Here is a 17,304-nt window from a genome sequence, read left to right as displayed (position 1 = left end):
CAAGGTGTTTTGATCCCTGTCTCACAAACGGGGGTCAGTCCCCAATTAGGTTAGCAGAGCTTTTAGTTTAAGGAAAATCTACACCACGTTAATCTTAACTGCATCAGGCGAAAACTTTTCTACGGGGCCTCCATAGTCTACAACTTCCACCATATCATCACCCAATGGCTGGACAACATATACTCTTACCTGGCTTAACCCAGCTGCAAACAGTTCGATATTCGACTTTAACACTTTATATGTATGGTTGATGCTGATCACCTCATTAGTTCATTCGATGAATGGTTTGAGAAATCCTTAATGAAATATTCCCCCGCCGACAAAACCCAATGAACGCATAGGCTATTGCCAAATGCGTTCATTGGGCTCTACTTTTTACCATCCTTAAAAAATGAGTCAAGTCAAGTGAAGTAGTATTATTCAACAAATCTTTTCACGAAATTAAATCCAACACGCTTTAGTAATTATGACCAACAGGATAAAGAGCACCAAAATTGCACCCGTCGATGTGAAAGGACAAAAATGTTTGGCTTTATGCTCATGTCCACATTCACTCACATGAACTCCTCCTTTTTTTAGATACTGTATACAGTATGTGTCCTTGAAGAAATTGACAGGGCTAAGCGGCAATTCGTAAAAAAAACCTTTGACGTATGCCAGCGGGGTACAAGGATACTTTATGATCGCTTGCTAATATCTTTGTTAATATGGAATATGGGATATGCACCGTGAAAAAGCCATGTTTAATAACTCCTGACTATAAACCAAATACTTACTGTTTTGGCCCAGCACCCAGTTTGCAAATCCTAAAGCTTTAGCGTAACTATTATAATCGTAGGGATTAATTTTAAACTCAAGAATATCCAGCATAATTTGATTCTCTTCATCAGATAATTCCAAGCCCATCTGGCTAAACTGTCTTTGTCGGATTCTCCGGGCGGTGGCGCCTTGTATTACTTTGTGCTGATTGGATACTTGTCCATTATGTTGACGATAATACAGCAAGTTTATAGGAAGGTTCGCCATTTGTACTTGAGAAGCTAATCGGTTCCACAACTCATAGTCTTCGGCGTGGGGATAATTACTATCATATTGAATGCCTAGCCGATGGATCATACTATTACGTATTATTGTAGCAGGATGGCAGATACAGCAATGAAATAACAACCATGTTTTAATTTCGTCATGGCTGGCCGGATTCACTTTCATTACTCCTTCATTAGAAGTAGTAAAAGCAGCACCGCATACATCAATCAATGGATTTTGATCCATAAATGATATTTGTACAGCCAGTCGATCTGGCGTAGAAATATCATCGCTATCCATACGAACGATATATTCACCAGTTGCCTTATTCAATCCTTCGTTTAAAGTAGCGATCAACCCTCGATTGGTACTATGGAAGATTTTAATTACCCTAGGGTCTGTTATCTGTGAAATATGGAAGGCAGATCCATCTGTCGAGCCATCATCAATAATAATTAATTCAAAATCCGAATAGGTTTGAACTAAAATACTGTGTATTGCTTCCCAAACAAAAGCCACACTATTATAAACTGGAAGTATAACTGAAGCTCGTGGCACAAGAAGTCCCCTCCATTCTACATTTTAGAATAAGAAAATATTATTTCACATAAAAACAAACTTCCCTATTTTTTCTTGAAAACTATTTCTTCATATGTTCATATTCTAAGTGTATGTATTGAAATTCAATTCGAGGCGGCTTCTCGGTAAAAAAACTACTAAAAAAGACCTAGTAAAACCATAGCCAGCAACGTCACTATCCATCTAAACATATGTATTCCTCCCCCTATAAAACATAAGTTATTGAACAAATCCTTCACGGCTGAGAGATAGAGCCATTTCTCGCCTACACGATATTGCGTAATGTCTGTCACCCATTTTTGGTTGGGAGCATCCACCTTGAAATCCCGTTTCAATATATTTTTTGCCACCCGACCTCCTTCAGAAGAAACATAATTACAACGATGCTTTCGGCGGATTCTCGAACGAATTCCTAGATCAGTAACAGTTGAATTTGGCGATAACCCAAGACTCCGTTATACCGTTCATACACCTTCTGAATGAGTTCTTTTTCGGCGCTCTCAATGACTCTATATTTAGGCGTTTCACCTCCTGCATCCAGATGTCCAAACCTTTTTTTAGCATTTCATTTTCCCGTTTGAGCTTTTGAACATATCTATCCTGAGCGATGTATTCTTTACGGCGCCCCCGTTGATCCAGTAGCCCAAGTTCCCCTAACTCTCGGTATCTCTTCATCCATTTCTTTACTCGTCCGTGATCTTGAATCTCAAAATGCTCCGTAATTTTCCGATAAGTCCATCTTTCCTCCTAGAGCGTTTTTATCTTCTCGCCTTTTCAGGCATGCGCTCAGGGGAACTATGTGCCTTAAAATGGACAGATATTAATTTTGAAACGAATGAAATTCGAGTGACCAAGACTCTATATATTTTGATATGGACGAAACCATTATGGACTTGCTTGCCGATTATGAGGATAGACAGCAAAAAAATAGTTCAGGAAAACAGAAAAATGTACCTGATTATCATGACAAGGATTTCGTATTCTGTCGTGACAATGGATATCCATTCATCCAAAAAAATATCTTGATTAGAATGGAAAGAATCCTAAAGAAAACATCAATCAAAAAAGAAGCCACTCCCCACGAAAGATCATCTCCCTTTGTAAGAAATGTGATTTTTTCGTGATTTAATGAAGAAAGGCTCCCTCTCGGGAGCCTTTTAAATAGCGGTATTACAGGCTTTTTAGCCTTTTACTTACATCATGCCGCCCATTCCACCCATGCCGCCCATATCAGGCATTGCAGCCTTTTCTGGTTCTGGCTTGTCAGCGATAACCGCTTCGGTAGTCAGGAACATAGCTGCTACGGAAGCAGCGTTTTGCAGTGCATAACGAGTTACTTTTGCAGGGTCAACGATACCAGCGTCGATCATGTTCACCCAGTCGCCAGTAGCTGCGTTAAAGCCTACGCCAACTTTTTCGCGTTTCAGACGCTCAACGATTACGGAGCCTTCTTCACCTGCGTTAGCAGCGATCGTGCGGATTGGAGCTTCCAGAGCGCGCAATACGATGTTCACGCCTGTTTGCTCGTCGCCTTGCAGTTCAACGGCTGCAACAGCGCTGTATACGTTCAGGAGCGCTACACCACCACCGGATACGATACCTTCTTCAACCGCAGCACGGGTTGCGTTCAGGGCATCTTCGATGCGCAGTTTGCGTTCTTTCAATTCTGTTTCAGTAGCCGCACCGACTTTGATAACCGCTACGCCGCCGGACAATTTAGCCAGACGCTCTTGCAGTTTCTCTTTGTCGAACTCGGAAGTCGTTTCTTCCAGTTGTGTACGGATTTGGCTAACACGAGCGTCGATGTCGGCTTTGTTTCCAGCGCCGTCAACCACAATCGTATTTTCCTTCGTGATACGCACTTGACGTGCTGTACCCAGTTGGTCTACGGAAGCAGTTTTCAGGTCCAGACCCAGTTCTTCCGTAATTACTTGACCGCCTGTCAGGGCAGCGATATCTTGCAGCATTGCTTTGCGACGGTCACCAAAGCCAGGAGCTTTAACAGCTACAGCATTGAATGTACCACGCAGTTTGTTAACAACGAGCATAGCCAGCGCTTCGCCTTCGATGTCTTCAGCGATCAGCACGAGCGGTTTGCCTTGTTGTACGATTTTCTCAAGCAAAGGCAAAATTTCTTGTGTGTTCGTGATTTTTTTGTCTGTGATCAGGATATACGGATTGTCCAGCACAGCTTCCATTTTGTCCGTATCTGTAATCATGTACGGAGAAATGTAGCCACGGTCAAACTGCATACCTTCAACCACTTCCAGCTCAGTTGCAAAACCGCGGGATTCTTCAACTGTGATCACACCGTCTTTGCCCACTTTTTCCATAGCTTCAGCGATCAGTTCGCCTACTTCGTCGTCAGCAGCAGAAATACCAGCTACTTGTGCAATGGATTGTTTGCTTTCGATTGGTTTGGAGATCGCTTGCAGTTCAGCAACAGCTGCTTTAACCGCTTTGTCGATCCCTTTACGGATACCGATCGGGCTTGCACCAGCAGTTACGTTTTTCAAACCTTCTGTGATGAGGGCTTGAGCCAAAACAGTAGCAGTTGTCGTACCATCACCAGCTACATCGTTGGTTTTGGTTGCTACTTCTTTAACCAGTTGAGCGCCCATGTTTTCGAACGCATCTTCCAATTCGATTTCTTTTGCAATCGTTACACCGTCATTTGTGATGAGCGGGCTACCGAATTTTTTCTCCAATACAACGTTACGGCCTTTCGGTCCGAGTGTTACTTTAACAGCGTTAGCCAATGCATCTACCCCACGAAGCATGGAGCGACGAGCGTCTTCACTAAATTTAATGTCTTTTGCCATTTGCGATAAACCTCCCATGGATTATGAATGATTTGTTCGATTCCTATATTCAGGTCTTGTCCGGATTCCGGTTAACCAATGATCGCGTGGATATCGCTTTCTTTCATAATCAAATATTCTTTACCTTCATATTTGATTTCCGTTCCAGCGTATTTAGAGAAGATTACACGGTCGCCTTCTTTTACTTCCAGAGGAATGCGGGCACCGTCTTTCAATGCGCCTGCGCCAACCGCGATAATTTTGCCTTCTTGCGGCTTTTCCTTAGCAGAGTCAGGAAGTACGATTCCAAAGGAAGTCGTTTGCTCTTGCTCAATTGCTTCCACCAATACGCGTTCACCCAAAGGTTTGATCATGAAAAAATAGCCTCCTTATTAAGTGTTTTATTCCGTTATACGGTTGTTATGTTGTATGTGTTAGCACTCGACACTCGTCAGTGCTAACAACCAACTTTATGATACTCAACTTGAGATTGAATTTCAAGTCCCTGATGTATTTTTTATGGGAATTTTTATGGACGGCCCTTCTCGATTATATCCATCTGCCCTAAAAATAACCGTTATCTCAGGCTAATGGTTATTTTTAGGGCAGCTAAGCTGTTATTTTTTATGATCTGCCAATCCCTGATCTTCAAGGTCTGCAAGTTGCCATGTAACTCCAGAACACGAAGATACCATTTTGCACAGAAATTCGGGCTCTACCTGTTACCGCTCCGGTGCTACACGCAGTTGTGCCTCCCGTTCTTCGTCTGCACGCAGTTGCCTGCGGTACACCACTGCCGACATATACACACTCACTTCATACAGCACCAGTAACGGGATCGCCACCAGGAAGTCGGAGATAAAATCCGGGGGAGTTATGACGACAGCGACAAAGACAAGCAAAAAATAAGAAATTTTCCGCCATTTGCGAAGCCTCATCGGAGTGAGTACCCGAATTCCCGTCAGGAACATGATGAGTAGCGGCAATTCAAACAACAGAGCCACAGGCAACACAATATTAAACATAAAGGTGAAGTATTGAGCGATACCGTACGTTTCATGCAGTCCCATGCTTTTGGTGACAGACGACGTAAACTGAATCGCCATCGGGAAAACAATAAAATATGCAAAAGCTGCACCGATCACGAACAACAGCAGCACATAAGGCACATACCGCAAAGTCGCATTTCGTTCTTGCGGTCGCAAGCCGGGGCTAACAAACTTCCACAACTGATAGCATGCAAACGGTAGCGCCACCGCAATCCCGATCAACATGGCGATCTTCATGTAGATACCTATTCCGTCCCAGAAGGAAAATGCATTCAACTGAAAAGCCTGCGCCGAACCGGAGCGAATAAGCCAGTCATAGACAGGGCCTGCGGCGAACAAACCACCAGCCAGTGCCAGAACAAATACAATCAGCACATAAATAATTCTGCGCCGTAGCTCGCCCAGATGCTCCATTAGCGGCATTTCATGCTCTGGTTGGGTCAAACTCGCTCCTCCTTTCTGGATCGGACGCAGCAGCGCCTCCTAAAAAATAAAGCCCTTCCCTGGAGAAGAGGCTCTTCTTGAAATTGTAAAAGGCATCAAAAATGAAACTAACCTAAGATAACCGTTTATCCTCCGGCTGGGGCTGCACTTCTGAAGCCGTCGTCTGGGATGCTTTGACCGTACTATCCTTACTGTCTTTGTGTTCAGTCCGCTGGTCTTCAGACAAAATGTCACGTGCTCCGTTTTTAAACTCACGGAATGTACGCCCCACAGCGCGACCCAGCTCAGGCAGCTTGTTCGGGCCGAATAGCAGCAACGCCAGAATGATTAACAAAATATAACCCGGTGCTCCAATATTAGGCATGTGTGGTAACCCTCCTTATGTTGACGGGCAAAATTACAAACAAGAACCAGCATCTGGTGCACAGACGCAGAAACAACCATGGAGACCATGCTTGTCCGTTGTATGTTTCTTGTATAGTTAGCCCGCATACAGTCATGTAAATTCTTACGGATATCATACCACACTCGATGTGCTGCCTTCTACCGGAACTGGCCTGTCACCATGAGAAGCGCCTCTGGCAACTGATCCATAATAGCCGCCAAATTTTCATGCACGCCCTTGGGCGTTCCCGGCAAATTCACGATCAGCGTACGCCCCCGGATCCCTACGATGCCACGAAAAAGCATGGCCGCGGGATTTTTCTGCATCACAATCATACGCATCGCTTCCGCCATGCCGGGCACTTCCCGTTCCACGACCCGCCGAGTCGCCTCGGGTGTCACATCACGGATTGCCAGCTCGGTTCCGCCCGTCGTCAGTACCAGGTCTGCATGAAAATAATCGGTCATTTCAATTAAAGCCGCAATAATTTCATCCGGTTCATCGGGAACGATCCGGTACTCCACAATCTCTCCGCCCAGCTCTTCTTCGATGAGTTCCCGGATGACCTGTGCGCTTGTATCCTCACGCTCTCCCCTCGCCCCTTTATCACTGGCTGTCAGGATCGCCGTTTTCCACACCATAAGATCACCCTTCTCCTATCATGAAAGAATACTTTCTCTTCAGAAAATCAGAAACAGCCACGCTGCATCCTCCATCACATCACAGTACCCTCTCGGCGACATGTATGTCTATTTCAGGGTTCCCGGTGGTCTTCCCTTTGGAAATCCCCATGCTTGCCACCTGTTTTCGATTGCAGCATGGTAGGGCCGATGATCATATCTTTTTGCAGCGCCTTGCACATATCATACACGGTTAGCGCTGCGGCTGAAGCTGCTGTCAAAGCTTCCATTTCCACACCTGTCTTACCCTCGGTCTTCACTTCCGCTTCAATATGAAGCACATCATGTCCATTATCGGAAAATGTAATATTTACGCCCGTCAGGGCCAGCGGATGGCACATCGGAATCCAGTCCGATGTTTTTTTCGCGCCTTGAATCCCGGCGACCTGGGCCACAGCAAGTACATCACCCTTGCCAATCCTTCCTTCTTTCACAGCCGTGAGCGTAGCCGGATTCATCGTAATCCGCGACACGGCGACTGCTGTACGAACCGTGGACGCTTTGCCCGAAATATCCACCATACGGGCCCGTCCCTGTTCGTTAAAATGAGTAAAGGAATCCACGACTCCCTCACAGCTCCTTTCACATGCCATACTTCGCTTCATTCATCGTTTGTTTTTTCTGATTTTGCAATATCGCAATGTATGGGACCTTCCGGGGTAAAAAGCACATCTACCCTCAAATCCCCCGGCTCCATGGGTACCTGCTCCTGCAATTGTCCTGGCAGCAGCAGCGAAACATAAAGCGGACCTGCATTGCCGTTATCACGCTTCTGCGCCTCTACCTGTACGGTGAAACGATCATAGTAACCTCCGCCGTAGCCGATTCTGCCCCCATAACGATCAAAGGCCAATCCCGGCACGACAACCCAGTCGATTTCCGACCACATTTCAGGCGCCCATTTTTCGCATGTTAACGCAGGCTCAGGAATGTTCCACATGCCGGGCACGATATCGCCGTGCTGACCCATCTGCCTTAGCTCCATGGTTCGGGTTACCGGGTCCACTCTCGGAACCAGCACACGGTCCCCGCGTGACCAGCAATGCTCAATAAAGGGAGTCGTCGAAATCTCGCTGCCAAAAGAAAGATAGCTAAATACCGTCAGCCTATCTCTGTTTCTGTCTATTCTAAGCTGCTCCCATGCCTCAATTGCATGCCGACAGGCCACAGCCGATGCCTCCTGCCGCGTCAGCGGGTCCATGAAGTCCCGTGTCTCCCGTTGCTGCAAGCGCAGCGCGTTCTTCACACTACAGACATCCAAAGAATATCCGTCCTCCCGCACAATCGTCGATAATGCTTTAAAACGTTACTATTTGTCCAATTGTCAGTAAGTCTTGTACCTTGCAAGCTTTTTTCATTTTTTTTCAGTTCTCGTTTAAGTTTATCATTGTTTATACAAATTGACTACACGCGGCTCTAGGGTTTACAGGGTGATAGCAGTGCATTAGTGGGTATTTTCATGTAAACTGGAAGGAAGACACCCTGCGGAGGAAGCGGGGAAAACTGCGCATAATGTAATGGAGGAACGATACGCGATGCTATTGCAAGTAACCGGAATTACGAAATCCTATGGAATTGAGCCCGTTCTGGACGGGATTAACCTTCAAATATTGGAACGTGAACGCATTGGACTGGTAGGTGTGAATGGAGCGGGCAAATCGACATTGCTCAAAATCATCGCTGGTGAAATATCATACGACAGTGGACAAATTTTTAAAGCGAAGGAGACCAGCATTGGTTATTTGGCGCAAAATAGCGGCTTGAATTCCGACCGATCCATTTGGGCGGAAATGATGCTCGTATTCACTCCGCTAATCGAAGCAGAGCGGGAACTGCGGCAGATGGAACAGGAAATCGCCGACCCCGCCAATGCGCAGAACGAGAAGCGCTATGCAGATCTGCTGGAAAAATATGCGAGAAGGTCGGACTGGTTCAAGGATCACGGCGGATATGAAATGGAGACCCGGATTCGCAGTGTGCTTCATGGCATGGGCTTTGGCTCGTTTGCACCGGAGACGCCTGTATCCACACTGAGCGGTGGACAGAAAACACGTCTTGCTCTGGCCCGTATCCTACTGCTCGCCCCGGATGTACTCATGCTGGATGAGCCGACCAACTATCTGGACATTCAAACGCTGACCTGGCTGGAAGATTATTTGCGCGGCTATTCCGGCTCGCTGCTGGTCGTATCCCATGACCGTTATTTTCTCGACAGACTGGTGACCACCATTATTGAAATCGAGCGTCATCGTTCGACCCGGTATACAGGTAACTACAGTCGATATATGGAGCTGAAAGCTGCCGAGTACGAAACCAATCTCAAGCACTATGAGAAGCAGCAAGGGGAAATTGCCCGTCTGGAGGCATTCGTACAACGCAATATCGTGCGGGCTTCTACGACCAAACGCGCCCAGAGCCGCCGCAAGCAGCTGGATAAAATGGATCGAATGGATCGGCCGATGGGGGATCTGAAAAAAGCCCATTTTTCCTTTGAAACAGCTTATATGTCAGGGAAGGAAGTGCTGGAGGTACGTGACCTCTCCGTAGCCTACGAAGGTAAGAAACCGTTATTTCAACATGCATCCTTCGACTTAAAACGCGGCGATACCGTTGCGCTGATTGGTCCGAACGGAATCGGAAAATCGACGTTGCTCAAATGCCTCACCGGAACGTTAAAGCCTGCTGCCGGGTCGATTCACTGGGGCACAAAAATCAAAATCGGTCTCTATGATCAGGAGCAAACGAACCTGAACCCGGCCAATACGGTGCTGGAGGAGCTATGGAGCGAATACCCCCATATGGAGGAAGCGCGGATTCGCACAGTGCTGGGTAACTTCTTGTTCAGCGGTGACGATGTGCTTAAAAAGGTAGCCACATTAAGCGGCGGTGAAAAAGCTCGCGTCTCTCTCGCCAAGCTGATGCTGCGCGAAGCCAATGTACTGATTCTTGATGAGCCTACCAACCATCTCGACCTGTTCAGCAGAGAAGTGCTGGAGGCTGCCCTAATCGACTATGATGGCACGCTGCTGTTCATCTCCCATGACCGTTATTTCCTTAACAAAATGGCGGAACGTGTCATTGAGCTTCATCCTGAAGGAATAGAACATTTCCTAGGGAATTATGATGACTATGTAGACAAGAAGCAGGAGCTGGAGGAAATTGCGCAGGAAGCGCAGGAGTCCAGTCAGGCAACACGCAGCAAAGCATCATCTGTATCCGCAACGGACGGGACAGCACCCAAAACAGGTGCAGCAGCCTATGCCGCAGACAAACAAGCCAAGAGTGAGGAACGCAGTCGCCTGCGCAAGCTGGAGACACTGGAAAATCAAATCAAAGAGCTGGAAGAACGAATTACGGGGCTGGAGGAGCAAATGACTCTACCGGAAATTTATCAGGATTACACGGCGCTTCAGGAAATTCAGGCACAGCTTGACGCATGCAAGCAGGAATTGGCAGCAACCTACGCTTCATGGGAGGAACTGTTAGAAGAATAAGACATGCTTCAAAATATGGACTTAAAAATTTCACATTTGCCCCATCCGTCTTTTTATACACAAAGATATCCACAGAATATGTGCATGGAATGTATTGAAAAATGGCCTTTGGGGCCATTTTTTTATTGATAAAAAGCCATTTTCATATGAAAACCAAATTTATCCACCCTTTTATCCACATTATCCACAGATTTCACAAAACCTAAAGATGCAAAATGCCCCCTGTTCTTGCATCCTAAAAAAGTCTTAAGCTGCTTGCTTTGAGCTTAATTATCCACATTTCGGACGGGATATGTGGATAACTTTGTTCACAACTTGACAAATCATATCATTGTTCGAGGAGTATTAAATTTTAGGTTTTTTTTGATGAATGCTGAAAAATCGTGCAACATCATGACGAACGATGCGGGAGAATTAGACACTAAAGTTCACCTGCTCAAACTCCTGTATTTATACCTGTTGAATTTTATATTTATATATCTCTATAAGTTGAACTTACATTTTCCGTGTCAGCCTAATATAAAACATAAAAGACACGACTCAAACGAGCCGTGTCCCTATCTACTATCTTCACTTGCATTCAGCTCACTGCCTGATGCTTCTCCAACTAAGATTGGACGGACCACTCTTCCAGAGACAGCCCGGGATCGGCTTTCATGTCCAGTGAGGTGAATTCGCCACGCTTCCACTTGGCGTAAGCAGCCGCACCAATCATGGCCGCATTATCTGTGCAATATTTCATGGATGGTACTAGCAACTCAATGCCTTCACGCTCGCAGCGTTCGCGAAGTGCCGTCCGCAGTCCGCGATTGGCGGCAACACCGCCGCATAGCAGCAGTTGCTTCGCGCCGTATTCACGCATGGCACGAATTGCTTTTTCCACCAGCACTTCCACGACCGACTCTTGAAAGCCTCTTGCAATAGCTCCGGCATGAACATTTTCTCCGCGCATTTTCGTCTGGTTGATCACATTCAACACCGCAGATTTCAAGCCACTAAAGCTAAAATCATAGGAATCCGGCTCCAACCATGCACGCGGCAAGGTGATAGTTTCCTCCGATTCATGAGCCACTCGGTCTACGTGCGGACCACCGGGATACGGAAATCCAATAGCACGGGCTACCTTGTCGTAGGCCTCCCCAACCGCATCATCCCGTGTGCGACCAATCAGGTGAAAATGACCCTCGGACTCCATCCATACCAGCTCCGTGTGCCCACCCGATACGACCAGAGCAATGCATGGATATACGATTTTATGCTCCAACTGATTTGCATAAATATGTCCTGCGATATGATGGGTTCCGATCAACGGCTTGCCGAACGCCATGGCGGCGCTTTTGGCGGCGACAATGCCCACCAGCAGCGCACCGACCAGTCCCGGTCCTTGCGTCACGGCAACCGCCGAAAGCTCGCGGGGCGTAATTCCTGATGCTTGCATGGCCTCGTCCAGCATGTAGGTAATGCTCTCCACATGCTTGCGGGATGCCACCTCCGGCACAACTCCACCAAAGGCTTTATGTGTTTCAATCTGACTGGAAATCAGATTAGAAAGCACCTCTGTGCCATTTTTCACGACAGACACAGCCGTTTCATCGCAACTCGTCTCCACTGCTAGTATATAGCAAGGCTCGCCAGAGGCGGCGCCTGTACCTGCTTTTTCCTCTTGCGTCATTGCTTCTGCACGCTTCCTTCCTGTTCACCGGATGCCCCATGTGCGGGGAGATCCGCCCACATGATCACGGCATCCTCGTTATTATCCGAATAATAGCCCTTACGGACACCCGCTGGCTTAAAGCCTTTTTTCTCATACAAGCCCTGAGCGATCCGGTTCGTCACCCGTACCTCCAGCGTCATACGTTCCATCCCCAAATAAGAGGCCGTCTGCATCAGCTCGTCCAACAGCTTATCTCCAAGCTTGCGCCCGCGATAGGCCTCACGAACAGCTATATTCGTAATATGGGCCTCGTCCATAATCGTCCACATGCCTGCGTAGCCGATGGCCTGTCCGTTCAGCTCCATAATCATATATTTAGCAAAATGATTCATCGTCAGCTCATTACGGAACGCTTCTTCCGTCCACGGCAGCGTGAACGCTTCATGCTCAATCGCCAGCACATCGGGAATATCATCCAGCTGCATCAGTCGAAACTCTAGCTTTTCTTCCCGTTGTATGTTCTTTGCCATGTTGTTCACCGCTCTCTTCAGCGCTGACGAAGCAGATTGGCTTCCGCCTCCGCCAACTGGGTATAGTTTGGAACCATCGTATGTAACTCGTCATGTTCCTGACGAAGCAGCTTATCCGCCCCAAGGCGGCCAACCCATCTTCCTTCCAGCTCATACGGTACGATACGAAGCTCGCTCCATGCACGCAGGCGCTCGGCTGTTTCTGCGTGAACCGCCGTTTCACCAACCAGCCAAATGACCGCAGGGCGCTGTTCGGACGGCAAAGCCTCCAGCCGTTGCAGCAGGTCCTCGGTCCAAGTGGCCATCAATCGGATCGCATCCGGTTCCAGACGCTGTGGAATCCCGGTATTGCCGTCCACATTCGCTGCGAACAAGCCTGTGTAAACCTGTCCGCGCCTTGCATCCAGCACTGGAACGATCCAGTCTGCTGCCTGCTCTCCAGCCAAGTGTTTACTTGCTAACTCACTTCCAGCTTCTTGCTCCTGCGACTCGGTGCCACGGCTCCAACCGCCCCAGGCCAGCGCGTGCAAAGTGGATACGGATGTCACCGGGACGCCCCAGGCCCAAGCAAGTGTTTTCGCTGCGGTCACCGCAATGCGAATGCCTGTGTAAGACCCTGGTCCCACACCCACTGCAATGCCGTCCACATCATCTCGTGTCAGCCCGTCTTCGCTCAGAAGCCGTTCCAATTCGGAAATCACATGCACCGAGTGATTGCGCTCGCCGTACACGTTGCTTTCACCCAGGAACTCTTTTCCGTTCATCAGGGCGGCCGCCATCACGGTCGTCGCTGTATCTAACGCCAAAAACCGCTCACGCGGCTTTACATTCTCATCTGTATGCTCTCTTTGCATGGTTCAAACTCCATTCTCCCGCAAACTGCGGCACCATTGTTCATAAGGCTCGCCGTACCCGGTCAGGTGAATCAAGCGCTCCTCCACATCCGTTGTTTCTATATACATGTGAAGCCGCTGCTTCGGCAAAATATCCGGTATAATACTGCCCCATTCCACCAGACACACGCCTGTCCCGTAAAAATATTCGTCCAGCCCGAGATCCTCTGCCTCATCCTGTGTAATACGATACACATCCATATGGTACAGGGGCAATCGACCTTCGTATTCCTTAATAATCGTAAAGGTTGGGCTGTTTACGATACCCGGCACATCCAGATGACTGGCAAAGGCTTTGGAAAAAGCGGTTTTGCCCGCTCCCAGATCTCCATCCAGTACAATCACCGTTCCGGGAACCGCTTTAGCTGCCAAAAACCCTGCCAAAGCCCCGGTCTGCGCCTCTCCGGCAGAACGGAACGTAAACTGTTCCTGCGAAATTGTCATATATTTTAATCACCTTTCGTCCGAATCGGACCGTTCCAACTTGTCCTTTATTATATAGTTCACCTTATGTCGCCGCAAGACATGAAGACATGCTATTGTAATATAGGTGTAACATACAGGGAGGGAAGCGAAACGATGGAACAGAACGTTTTACTCATGATTGACGTACAGCAGGCTATGTTTATGTATGAAGAGAAGCTGTATCGAGAGCCGGAGGTAGTAGAGCATTTGCAGCAGCTTTTGACCAAAGCCAGAGCAGCAGGTACGCCGGTGATTTTTGTGCAGCATACCGATGAAGCGGATGAGGATTTCCGGGAAAACAGTGTAGGCTGGGCTATAGCAGATGTAGTGCGTCCCCTCCCCCATGAGCGGATTGTCCGTAAAACATCCTGGGACAGCTTTTACCAAACTGAATTGGGCGATGTGCTGAAGGAACTGGGAGCTGATCGGCTCATCATTGCGGGGATGCAAACCGAGTTCTGCCTCGACACGACCTGTCGGAACGCCTACAGTCTGGGGTACCAGAATAATGTGCTTGTGTCGGATGCACATAGTACATTTGATAGCAAGGTGCTGAGCGGCGAACAAATCGTTGCCCACCACAATGAGATGCTCGGTAATCGTTTTGTACGTTTGCTTGCAGCGGAGGATGTACATTTTTAATATGATCCAACTTGAGGTCGATTGCTTTCAAGCAGTCGGCTTTTTTAGCTGTATAAACTAAACTTAAAAGTTACTATTGCGCCACTGCGCATTTTTTTAGTTCAGCTCCTTAAATGTTTACTCAGCTCAGCATATTATGTAAAAAAGACCGTTAATATTAACGGTCCATTTCAATTATTCAATACTTTCTTTGTCATTCGGTATATACTCCAGAAGATCACCTGGAGTAACACCCAATCCCCGACACAATGCACCGAGTGTATCATAATCTATACGTTTGGTTGCATTGCCAGCAAGCGAGGTAATTGTGTTTCGACTCACACCTGTTAACTCCACTACATCTTTGTTTTGTAATCCACGTTCTCTCATTATTTCGCCAAGGCGACAACGTATACTCAAAGGTTCCATAGAAATTCCTCCAAAAAAATAAGCACAGGATGTTGACATACAGAAAATATATAGGTATCATTCAAATATGCACAAAATGTTGACATATTGAAATGTTAACTAATATTTACGTCCATCGTAGCAAAACCTCTCGTTATTAGCAACATATTACCGTTTTAAAATACCCTATTCAGTGATTCAACTAACCAACTAGGAGGCACAATCATATGTTTATATCACCAGAAACTAATTCACTTGTACTAGAAAGGGCAGCGATGGTATTTGGACCTTATGATCAATCGCATATGTATGAGATATTTGAAGGCATCATTTATGGTGAACACTACTTCTTTCACATTGAGGATGGGTGCTTATGGCTCCGTCATGTGCTTAAGGTAGACCATCCTGAGCATACACACTTATTCGTCGACAGTGACAGTGGTGGGCTGCAACTTGCAGAAAACGTTAAGTGTGATCTTATGACAGTTGTATCGGATACCGTTGAAAGACTACATACTATGGATAGCATGACATTTTTACTCAACGAACTGCTGTGGCTAGAGAATCGTAGAGATATCAAATTAAATTTCGTAAGAAACAATAAACAGGCGTACTTAGATGACCAATATAAACAAACTCGTTAGAAAAGAGGTAGCCTAAAAGCATGAAATACCCCATCTTATCACTAAGATCAAGGCTATTTACAATTACATTCCGTTTTTTTCGTATCACAAGTACTACAGACGCTGTCCAGAGCAGTCAGAGTTGCTTAAGTAATACGTGCGCAAGCATATCTGGATCGCTAATCATGACGTCATGGGCCGCATCTATCTCGATATAGCGCCAGCCTGAGTCCCTCCGCACGCGCGACAGTGATCGCTCAAGCAGGTCTCCAGGTGCCTGAGTGCAGCGGATATATGATTTTCGTTGAATATCGAACGAGCTTTCAAAACGCGTTCGCTCGAAATATGTACCCACTGGTTGTGGCGTCAACTGAGCGTCGACCCATGGCTGATCCGGCTCTCCGACCCCGAACAGGGCTGCTGGAAGTGGAGGAATGTTCCAGCTTTCATCTGCGGCTGCCTGTGCCCCATATTCCTCTATGAATGCTGGAGCATGGTCCAGCAGCAGCTCACCATCGTCCGGCAGAAAAGCATCGAGCAGTACAAGATGTGAGACGACATCGGGAAGCTGGAGCGCAGCGGCACTCACAGGAAACCCACCGTAGCTGTGACCGACCAAAGTGACATCCTCAAGATTCGCAGCCCGAATATGATCCACAATGTCATTGATATGCGTCGTTAGATTCACATCTCGCGAGAGCACGGATACCCGTTCGGCAAGCCCGGTCAGTGTCGGAGCTGTGACAAAATGGCCTTCGGCTTCGAGCAGCGGAACCACACGCTCCCAACACCATCCACCATGCCATGCGCCATGAACCAGCACGAAAGTTGTCATCATCGAACCTCCTTATCTTTTGCAATATATTTACCTCGCAAAAGGATCATCATGTTTGTCGGAATTCCAAATGTATTCAATTTGATTGGCAACCTGTTGAGCTTTTTCAAGACCAAGCTGGTCAGAAACAAAGCCTAAGGACATGTCTATTCCAGCAGATACACCGGATGAAGTATAGAACTTTCCATCTACTACCCATCTTGCGTCTGGAATCCAGTCAACCTCCGTGTCGATGGATTTTACCCAATCAAAGGCTAATTTATTGGATGTGGCGCGCCTGTTTTTTAACAAACCTGTTTTGGCAAGCAGCGCAGAACCCGTACAGACGGTTATACAAAAATTGGACTGTTCCGCAATCTCTTTGATATGTTTTATAAATGTATCGTCATGGATTAAACTTCTTGTCCCCTGTCCGCCTGGGATCATGAATATGCCATCGGGCTTTGCTTGTGCAATAGCTTCTGTAACAATCTTGGTTTTTTGCCGACTCTCAATCATTCCCCCGTTCATAGAGAAATATTTTAAGTCATACTCTTCTGGCAGGCGGCCAAAAATCTCAACGGGTCCGAATACATCCAGTGTTTCAAAATCATCGAACAAGCATATGTTAAAGTCCATATGGCTCACCTCCCTCAAAGATTAATCATACTATACACCCTGTTTCCTGGATTAAACAATACAAAAAGCGCCTTTTCGGGCGCTTTTTCAGGCTGCATCAACTTAGCAATGAAAGGCTCTGAAATTTCCTTTTGTGGAGATTCAGGAGCTTTTTGTGTAATTGGGGTGACACCGTTAATAAGAAGCAAGCTGGCACAAT

Annotated in this window: 19 protein-coding genes and 2 pseudogenes; 4 read left to right on the top strand and 17 right to left on the bottom strand. The window is 47.0% G+C overall.

Features of this window, described 5'->3' with window-relative positions:
• Positions 1–702 precede the first annotated feature (702 nt).
• From ACWXW9_RS19395 to ACWXW9_RS19385, 3 genes and pseudogenes are all read right to left on the bottom strand, one after another.
• Positions 703–1,584 (bottom strand): glycosyltransferase family 2 protein, encoded by an 882-nt coding sequence (locus ACWXW9_RS19395; RefSeq protein ID WP_494930730.1) that lies wholly within the window; start codon positions 1,582–1,584, stop codon positions 703–705.
• A gap of 158 nt (positions 1,585–1,742) precedes the next feature.
• On the bottom strand, positions 1,743–1,955 hold the full coding sequence (locus ACWXW9_RS19390; protein ID WP_494930729.1) for a hypothetical protein: 213 nt from the start codon (positions 1,953–1,955) through the stop codon (positions 1,743–1,745).
• A gap of 67 nt (positions 1,956–2,022) precedes the next feature.
• Positions 2,023–2,334, bottom strand: a pseudogene (locus ACWXW9_RS19385) (helix-turn-helix domain-containing protein); the annotation flags it as partial.
• An 18-nt stretch (positions 2,335–2,352) separates the two neighbouring features.
• Here ACWXW9_RS19385 and ACWXW9_RS19380 point away from each other — a divergent pair.
• Positions 2,353–2,687 (top strand): annotated as a pseudogene (locus ACWXW9_RS19380) (tyrosine-type recombinase/integrase); the annotation flags it as partial.
• Between the two features lie 111 nt (positions 2,688–2,798).
• Here ACWXW9_RS19380 and groL read toward each other — a convergent pair.
• From groL to ACWXW9_RS19345, 7 genes are all read right to left on the bottom strand, one after another.
• Positions 2,799–4,427, bottom strand: coding sequence for a chaperonin GroEL (gene groL / locus ACWXW9_RS19375; protein ID WP_025685232.1), 1,629 nt, complete (start codon positions 4,425–4,427; stop codon positions 2,799–2,801).
• A gap of 71 nt (positions 4,428–4,498) precedes the next feature.
• Entirely contained in the window at positions 4,499–4,780 is a 282-nt protein-coding gene (groES, locus tag ACWXW9_RS19370; RefSeq protein ID WP_025685233.1) for a co-chaperone GroES, read from the bottom strand.
• 348 nt (positions 4,781–5,128) lie between these two features.
• Positions 5,129–5,899 (bottom strand): twin-arginine translocase subunit TatC, encoded by a 771-nt coding sequence (tatC, locus tag ACWXW9_RS19365; protein ID WP_192510294.1) that lies wholly within the window; start codon positions 5,897–5,899, stop codon positions 5,129–5,131.
• A 112-nt stretch (positions 5,900–6,011) separates the two neighbouring features.
• On the bottom strand, positions 6,012–6,263 hold the full coding sequence (locus tag ACWXW9_RS19360) for a twin-arginine translocase TatA/TatE family subunit (protein WP_494930728.1): 252 nt from the start codon (positions 6,261–6,263) through the stop codon (positions 6,012–6,014).
• Between the two features lie 179 nt (positions 6,264–6,442).
• On the bottom strand, positions 6,443–6,925 hold the full coding sequence (locus tag ACWXW9_RS19355) for a MogA/MoaB family molybdenum cofactor biosynthesis protein (RefSeq protein ID WP_013309212.1): 483 nt from the start codon (positions 6,923–6,925) through the stop codon (positions 6,443–6,445).
• A 113-nt stretch (positions 6,926–7,038) separates the two neighbouring features.
• The gene (moaC, locus tag ACWXW9_RS19350; RefSeq protein WP_137061965.1) at positions 7,039–7,527 is read right to left on the bottom strand and encodes a cyclic pyranopterin monophosphate synthase MoaC; all 489 of its coding nucleotides are present in this window, start codon (positions 7,525–7,527) and stop codon (positions 7,039–7,041) included.
• Positions 7,528–7,565: 38 nt separating this feature from the next.
• Positions 7,566–8,225, bottom strand: coding sequence for a 5-formyltetrahydrofolate cyclo-ligase (locus ACWXW9_RS19345; RefSeq protein WP_494930727.1), 660 nt, complete (start codon positions 8,223–8,225; stop codon positions 7,566–7,568).
• A 274-nt stretch (positions 8,226–8,499) separates the two neighbouring features.
• Here ACWXW9_RS19345 and ACWXW9_RS19340 point away from each other — a divergent pair, with 274 nt between their 5' ends.
• Positions 8,500–10,458 carry an ABC-F family ATP-binding cassette domain-containing protein gene (locus ACWXW9_RS19340; RefSeq protein WP_494930737.1) on the top strand — a complete coding sequence of 653 codons (1,959 nt, stop codon included), beginning with the start codon at positions 8,500–8,502 and terminating at the stop codon, positions 10,456–10,458.
• Between the two features lie 607 nt (positions 10,459–11,065).
• Here the strand turns inward: ACWXW9_RS19340 and tsaD are convergent.
• The 4 genes from tsaD to tsaE are packed head-to-tail and all read right to left on the bottom strand — an operon-like array spanning position 11,066 to position 13,979.
• The gene (gene tsaD, locus ACWXW9_RS19335) at positions 11,066–12,130 is read right to left on the bottom strand and encodes a tRNA (adenosine(37)-N6)-threonylcarbamoyltransferase complex transferase subunit TsaD (RefSeq protein ID WP_494930726.1); all 1,065 of its coding nucleotides are present in this window, start codon (positions 12,128–12,130) and stop codon (positions 11,066–11,068) included.
• On the bottom strand, positions 12,127–12,642 hold the full coding sequence (gene rimI / locus ACWXW9_RS19330; protein WP_283655005.1) for a ribosomal protein S18-alanine N-acetyltransferase: 516 nt from the start codon (positions 12,640–12,642) through the stop codon (positions 12,127–12,129). Before rimI ends, tsaD begins: the two co-directional genes overlap by 4 nt.
• A gap of 17 nt (positions 12,643–12,659) precedes the next feature.
• A complete protein-coding gene (gene tsaB / locus ACWXW9_RS19325) occupies positions 12,660–13,496 on the bottom strand; it encodes a tRNA (adenosine(37)-N6)-threonylcarbamoyltransferase complex dimerization subunit type 1 TsaB (RefSeq protein WP_494930725.1) in 837 nt (278 codons plus the stop codon).
• A 3-nt stretch (positions 13,497–13,499) separates the two neighbouring features.
• Positions 13,500–13,979, bottom strand: coding sequence for a tRNA (adenosine(37)-N6)-threonylcarbamoyltransferase complex ATPase subunit type 1 TsaE (gene tsaE / locus ACWXW9_RS19320; RefSeq protein ID WP_494930724.1), 480 nt, complete (start codon positions 13,977–13,979; stop codon positions 13,500–13,502).
• Positions 13,980–14,114: 135 nt separating this feature from the next.
• Between tsaE and ACWXW9_RS19315 the strand changes: the two genes are divergently transcribed.
• The gene (locus tag ACWXW9_RS19315; protein ID WP_494930723.1) at positions 14,115–14,642 is read left to right on the top strand and encodes a cysteine hydrolase family protein; all 528 of its coding nucleotides are present in this window, start codon (positions 14,115–14,117) and stop codon (positions 14,640–14,642) included.
• Between the two features lie 174 nt (positions 14,643–14,816).
• Here ACWXW9_RS19315 and ACWXW9_RS19310 read toward each other — a convergent pair whose 3' ends face one another.
• Positions 14,817–15,050: a helix-turn-helix domain-containing protein gene (locus tag ACWXW9_RS19310; RefSeq protein WP_494930722.1), complete on the bottom strand. Its 234-nt coding sequence runs from the start codon at positions 15,048–15,050 to the stop codon at positions 14,817–14,819.
• A gap of 206 nt (positions 15,051–15,256) precedes the next feature.
• Here ACWXW9_RS19310 and ACWXW9_RS19305 point away from each other — a divergent pair, with 206 nt between their 5' ends.
• Positions 15,257–15,673 carry a hypothetical protein gene (locus tag ACWXW9_RS19305; RefSeq protein ID WP_494930721.1) on the top strand — a complete coding sequence of 139 codons (417 nt, stop codon included), beginning with the start codon at positions 15,257–15,259 and terminating at the stop codon, positions 15,671–15,673.
• Positions 15,674–15,788: 115 nt separating this feature from the next.
• On the opposite strand, the gene ACWXW9_RS19300 is transcribed toward ACWXW9_RS19305, so the two are convergent.
• Positions 15,789–16,490, bottom strand: a complete 702-nt coding sequence (locus ACWXW9_RS19300) for an alpha/beta fold hydrolase (protein ID WP_494930720.1) — start codon at positions 16,488–16,490, stop codon at positions 15,789–15,791.
• A gap of 27 nt (positions 16,491–16,517) precedes the next feature.
• Positions 16,518–17,105 carry a DJ-1/PfpI family protein gene (locus ACWXW9_RS19295; RefSeq protein WP_494930719.1) on the bottom strand — a complete coding sequence of 196 codons (588 nt, stop codon included), beginning with the start codon at positions 17,103–17,105 and terminating at the stop codon, positions 16,518–16,520.
• Between the last annotated feature and the right edge of the window lie 199 nt (positions 17,106–17,304).

The organism is Paenibacillus sp. LT-B23, from assembly GCF_059417685.1.
This window is presented reverse-complemented; position numbering and strand designations above follow the sequence as displayed.

Excerpts from the sequence above, each read along its gene's own strand:
- groL (WP_025685232.1), bottom strand. The coding sequence starts at position 4,427 with ATGGCAAAAGACATTAAATTTAGTGAAGACGCTCGTCGCTCCATGCTT.
- groES (WP_025685233.1), bottom strand. The coding sequence starts at position 4,780 with ATGATCAAACCTTTGGGTGAACGCGTATTGGTGGAAGCAATTGAGCAA.
- ACWXW9_RS19360 (WP_494930728.1), bottom strand. The coding sequence starts at position 6,263 with ATGCCTAATATTGGAGCACCGGGTTATATTTTGTTAATCATTCTGGCG.
- ACWXW9_RS19355 (WP_013309212.1), bottom strand. The coding sequence starts at position 6,925 with ATGGTGTGGAAAACGGCGATCCTGACAGCCAGTGATAAAGGGGCGAGG.
- ACWXW9_RS19340 (WP_494930737.1), top strand. The coding sequence starts at position 8,500 with ATGCTATTGCAAGTAACCGGAATTACGAAATCCTATGGAATTGAGCCC.
- tsaD (WP_494930726.1), bottom strand. The coding sequence starts at position 12,130 with ATGACGCAAGAGGAAAAAGCAGGTACAGGCGCCGCCTCTGGCGAGCCT.
- rimI (WP_283655005.1), bottom strand. The coding sequence starts at position 12,642 with ATGGCAAAGAACATACAACGGGAAGAAAAGCTAGAGTTTCGACTGATG.
- tsaB (WP_494930725.1), bottom strand. The coding sequence starts at position 13,496 with ATGCAAAGAGAGCATACAGATGAGAATGTAAAGCCGCGTGAGCGGTTT.
- tsaE (WP_494930724.1), bottom strand. The coding sequence starts at position 13,979 with ATGACAATTTCGCAGGAACAGTTTACGTTCCGTTCTGCCGGAGAGGCG.
- ACWXW9_RS19315 (WP_494930723.1), top strand. The coding sequence starts at position 14,115 with ATGGAACAGAACGTTTTACTCATGATTGACGTACAGCAGGCTATGTTT.
- ACWXW9_RS19310 (WP_494930722.1), bottom strand. The coding sequence starts at position 15,050 with ATGGAACCTTTGAGTATACGTTGTCGCCTTGGCGAAATAATGAGAGAA.
- ACWXW9_RS19305 (WP_494930721.1), top strand. The coding sequence starts at position 15,257 with ATGTTTATATCACCAGAAACTAATTCACTTGTACTAGAAAGGGCAGCG.
- ACWXW9_RS19300 (WP_494930720.1), bottom strand. The coding sequence starts at position 16,490 with ATGATGACAACTTTCGTGCTGGTTCATGGCGCATGGCATGGTGGATGG.
- ACWXW9_RS19295 (WP_494930719.1), bottom strand. The coding sequence starts at position 17,105 with ATGGACTTTAACATATGCTTGTTCGATGATTTTGAAACACTGGATGTA.